The sequence below is a fragment of the Pseudomonas sp. CM27 genome (assembly GCF_013179515.1).
In the GTDB taxonomy this organism is placed as follows: domain Bacteria; phylum Pseudomonadota; class Gammaproteobacteria; order Pseudomonadales; family Pseudomonadaceae; genus Aquipseudomonas.
Window position 1 is genome coordinate 1 of the sequence record NZ_JABMCN010000353.1, and the last position, 4,511, is coordinate 4,511.

Sequence of the window (4,511 nt, forward strand, 5' to 3'; positions counted from 1 at the left end):
ATGTAATGCGCAAGACAGCCCGTCACTGGGCTGTCTGTAGGGCATTCAAACAGATGAATTTAGAAAATGCGCTCTAAACCTTGCAGGCCTTGCGCTAGAGCATGAGTTTGACCACGGCTTCGGCCGGGTCGCGGGACTTTCCGGCCTTGTGCAGTTCGTCGAGGTACTCGGCCCACAGCTGTGCCTGGCGCAGGCACAGCTGTTCGAGGTATTCCCAGGTGAACAGGCCGCTGTCGTGGCCGTCGTCGAAGGTCAGTTTCAGTGCATATTGGCCGGCAGGTTCCAGGCCGACAAGGCCGACGTTGATCTTGCCGAATTGCAGGATGGGGTTGCCGTGGCCCTGGACTTCGGCGGAGGGGGAGTGCACGCGCAGGAATTCGGCGGGCAGGGTGTAGACCTCGCCGGGGGCGTAGGTGAGGCTAAGGGTTTTCGAGGCTTTGTGCAGGTTGATGGCGGTGGGCAGGCGGGCCATGACGGGAATCTCTCGGGAGCTGATGGTGCACAGCTTCGGGAGATTCGGGGGATTGTGCAAGGGGCTGCTTTGCAGCCCATCGGCGGCAAGCCAGCTCCCACAGGTACTCCACAGTCTTCAGGGTTGCGGTGATCCTGTGGGAGCTGGCTTGCCGGCGAAAGGGCCGCACAGCGGCCCCCTGCGGTCTTACAGGATGTAACGCGACAGGTCTTCGTTCTGCGCCAGCTCACCGAGGTGGCTGTTCACGTACGCCGCGTCGATCTGGATTGGTGCTTCGTCATGGGTGCTGGCCAGGTCACCTGCGCTGAACGACACCTCTTCGAGCAGGCGCTCGAGCAGGGTGTGCAGGCGGCGGGCGCCAATGTTTTCGGTTTTTTCGTTGACCTGATAGGCAATCTCGGCCAGGCGCTTGATACCGTCGGCAATGAACTCGATGTTCAGGCCTTCGGTTTTCAGCAGTGCCTGATACTGCTCGGTCAGCGACGCGTGCGGCTCTTGCAGGATGCGCTCGAAGTCTTCCGGGGTCAGTGCCTTCAGCTCGACCCGGATTGGCAGCCGGCCTTGCAGCTCGGGCACCAGGTCGCTCGGCTTGCTCAGGTGGAACGCGCCCGAGGCAATGAACAGGATATGGTCGGTCTTGACCATGCCCAGCTTGGTGTTGACGGTGCAGCCTTCGATCAGAGGCAGCAGGTCGCGCTGCACACCTTCGCGGGACACGTCGGCGCCGCCAACGTTGCCACGTTTGGCAACCTTGTCGATTTCGTCGATGAACACGATACCGTGCTGCTCGACCGCTTCCAGGGCCTTGGCCTTGAGTTCTTCCTCGTTGACCAGGCGGCTCGCTTCTTCCTCGCGAACCAGCTTCAGCGCTTCTTTCACCTTCAGCTTGCGCGCCTTGCGCTTGCCCTTGCCCATGTTGGCGAACAGGCTTTGCAGCTGGTTGGTCATTTCTTCCATGCCGGGCGGTGCGGCGATTTCCACACCCACGGCATCGGCCACTTCGATTTCGATTTCCTTGTCGTCCAGCTGGCCTTCGCGCAGGCGCTTGCGGAACAGCTGGCGGGTGTTGGAATCGCTGCTGGTCTGCGCGGCTTCCTCGCTGAAGCTGGTGACCCGCGCCTGTGGCAGCAGGGCGTCGAGGATACGGTCTTCGGCAGCGTCCTCGGCGCGGTGGCGCACGCGGATGATCTCTTGCTCACGCAGCATCTTCAGCGCGGCGTCAGCCAGGTCGCGGATGATCGATTCGACGTCGCGGCCCACATAGCCCACTTCGGTGAACTTGGTGGCTTCGACCTTGAGGAACGGCGCATTGGCCAGTTTGGCCAGACGACGGGCGATTTCGGTCTTGCCGACGCCGGTCGGGCCGATCATCAGGATGTTCTTCGGGGTCACTTCGGCACGCAGCTCGGCAGGCAGCTGCATGCGCCGCCAGCGGTTGCGCAGGGCAATGGCCACGGCGCGCTTGGCGTCGTCCTGGCCGATGATGTGGCGGTTGAGTTCGTGGACGATTTCGCGGGGGGTCATGGACATGATGAAAATGGTCCTTGGGCGGATGATCAGCGTGGAAAAGTCCCGCTTGCAGCGGGACGCCAGAACAGCTGAATCAGTCGGCCAGGTCCTGCTCCTCGATGGTCAGGTTGTGGTTGGTGAACACGCAGATATCACCCGCGATGTTCAGAGCGGTCTCGGCGATTTCACGGGCCGAGAGGTCGGTCTTGTTCAGCAGGGCGCGGGCTGCGGCCTGGGCGTAGGCGCCGCCGGAACCCATGGCGATCAGGCCGTCTTCGGGTTCGACCACGTCGCCGTTGCCGGTGATGATCAGCGAAGCGTCCTTGTTGGCCACGGCCAGCATGGCTTCCAGACGGCTCAGGGAACGGTCGGTACGCCATTCCTTGGCCAGTTCGACGGCAGCGCGAACCAGATGGCCCTGATGTTTCTCGAGCTGCCCTTCAAAGCGCTCGAACAGGGTGAAGGCATCGGCGGTAGCGCCGGCGAAGCCTGCAATGACCTGACCGTGGTACAGGCGGCGCACTTTCTTGGCGTTGCCTTTCATCACGGTGTTGCCGAGGGATACCTGGCCGTCGCCGCCCATGACGACTTTGCCGTTACGGCGGACAGAAACGATGGTGGTCAAGGGAGAGTCTCCACGCAGCGGGGCGAAAGTGCCTGATGCAGACTCATATGGGGGTGGGGGGAAGGATTTCAACCGTGAGGGATGAATGGTCAGTGTTCTGCTGCGCCGGCCTCATCGCCGACAAGCCAGCTCCCACAGGAAAACCACAGACCTCGAGGGCAGTGATTTCCTGTGGGAGCTGGCTTGCCGGCGATGAGGCCAGTGAGGGTTACTCAGGCCTCGTGGCAGACGTGCCCGTCGACCAAGGTATAACGCACGGCCCCCGGCAGGCAGTGGCCGATGAACGGGCAATTCTCCCCACGCGAGAACCACTGCTCGCCGGCAACGGTCGAGGCTTGCGGGTCGAACAGCACCAGGTCGGCTGTGCCACCCACTTTCAGCTCGCCGGCCGGCAGACGCAGGGCCGCCGCCGGGTCGCTGCTCAGGCGTGCCAGCAGGGTTGGCAGGTCGAGCAGGCCATCCTGAACCAGGGTCATGGCCAGCGGCAGCAGCAACTCGACGCTGCTGATGCCAGGCTCGGTGGCGCCGAACGGGGCCAGCTTGGCATCGCGCTCGTGCGGCTGGTGATGGCTGGAGATTGCCTGGATCACCCCCGCCTTCACTGCCTCGCGCAGGCCATCGCGGTCGGCGGCGGTGCGCAGCGGCGGCTGCACGTGGTACAGGCTGGAGAACTCGCGCAGCGATTCATCGGTGAGGATCAGCTGGTATAACGCCACGTCGGCGGTCACCGGCAGACCGAGTTGCTGGGCCTGCGCGATCAGCCGTGCGCCACGGGCGCTGGTGATCTGGCTGAAGTGCGCGCGCACACCGGACTGCTCCACCAGCAACAGGTTGCGGGCCAGGGCCACAGTTTCGGCGGTTTCCGGGATGCCCGGCAGGCCGAGGAAGCTGGCCATGGCGCCTTCATGGGCCAGGCCGCCCTGGGCCAGGTCGCGGTCCTGGGAGTGGAACACCACGGTCAGGTCGAAGGTGGCGGCGTATTCCAGGGCGCGGGCCAGGGTACGGTTGTTGGGGATTTGTTTCAGGCCGTTGCCAAACGCAACGCAGCCGGTGTCGCGCAGGGCTACCAGCTCGGCCAGCTGCTCGCCTTCCAGGCCTTTGGTCAGCGCGCCGATCGGGTAGACCTTGCTGTTGGCTGCCTCGCGGGCGCGGTCGAGAATCAGCTCGGCCACAGCCGAGGTGTCCAGCACCGGCTTGGTCTGCGGTGGGCAGCACAGGCTGGTAACGCCGCCGGCCACCGCTGCGCGGGTTTCACTGGCGATAGTGCCTTTGCGGCTGTAGCCCGGCTCGCGCAGGGATACACCAAGGTCGACCAGCCCGGGCGCGGCGACCAGGCCATCGGCCTGAATCGTACGGTTGGCGCTGAACCCGGCCGGGGCGGCGCCGATGGCGGCAATGCGGCCGCCGTCCAGGTGCAGGTCGGTAACCTGGTCCAGGCCGCTGTTGGGGTCGATGACCCGGGCGCCGAGAATACTGATTGTCACTGGGCGTTCTCCTGGTCGAATTGACGTTGCGCGTTCTGCCCGCTCATGGCCATGGACAACACGGCCATGCGCACGGCGATGCCGTAGGTGACCTGGTTGAGGATCACCGAGTGCTTGCCGTCGGCCACCGCCGACTCGATTTCCACGCCGCGGTTGATCGGCCCCGGGTGCATGACGATGGCATCGGGCTTGGCCCCGGCCAGGCGTGCGGTGGTCAGGCCGAACAGGCGGTAGAACTCGCCTTCGCTGGGCAGCAGGCCACCGGCCATGCGTTCACGCTGCAGGCGCAGCATGATCACCACGTCGACGTCCTTCAGGCCTTCGGCAAGGTCGGTGTAAACCTTCACGCCGTACTGCTCGATCCCGATCGGGATCAGGGTTTTCGGGCCGATCACGCGGATGTCCGGGCAGCCCAGCGCCT

General features: G+C 64.4%; 4 protein-coding genes and 1 pseudogene. All 5 read right to left on the reverse strand.

Annotated features, from left to right (window positions below; genetic code table 11):
- Nucleotides 1-94: 94 nt before the first annotated feature.
- Entirely contained in the window at nucleotides 95-472 is a 378-nt protein-coding gene (locus HP547_RS27465; protein ID WP_172229808.1) for a gamma-butyrobetaine hydroxylase-like domain-containing protein, read from the reverse strand.
- A gap of 186 nt (nucleotides 473-658) precedes the next feature.
- Nucleotides 659-2,002 carry an ATP-dependent protease ATPase subunit HslU gene (hslU, locus tag HP547_RS27470; protein ID WP_172229805.1) on the reverse strand — a complete coding sequence of 448 codons (1,344 nt, stop codon included), beginning with the start codon at nucleotides 2,000-2,002 and terminating at the stop codon, nucleotides 659-661.
- 73 nt (nucleotides 2,003-2,075) lie between these two features.
- The gene (hslV, locus tag HP547_RS27475; RefSeq protein ID WP_003249309.1) at nucleotides 2,076-2,606 is read right to left on the reverse strand and encodes an ATP-dependent protease subunit HslV; all 531 of its coding nucleotides are present in this window, start codon (nucleotides 2,604-2,606) and stop codon (nucleotides 2,076-2,078) included.
- Nucleotides 2,607-2,818: 212 nt separating this feature from the next.
- On the reverse strand, nucleotides 2,819-4,090 hold the full coding sequence (locus HP547_RS27480; RefSeq protein WP_172288586.1) for a dihydroorotase: 1,272 nt from the start codon (nucleotides 4,088-4,090) through the stop codon (nucleotides 2,819-2,821).
- A pseudogene (gene pyrB, locus HP547_RS27485) lies at nucleotides 4,087-4,511 on the reverse strand (aspartate carbamoyltransferase catalytic subunit); the annotation flags it as partial. The gene HP547_RS27480 and the pseudogene pyrB, both read right to left, overlap by 4 nt.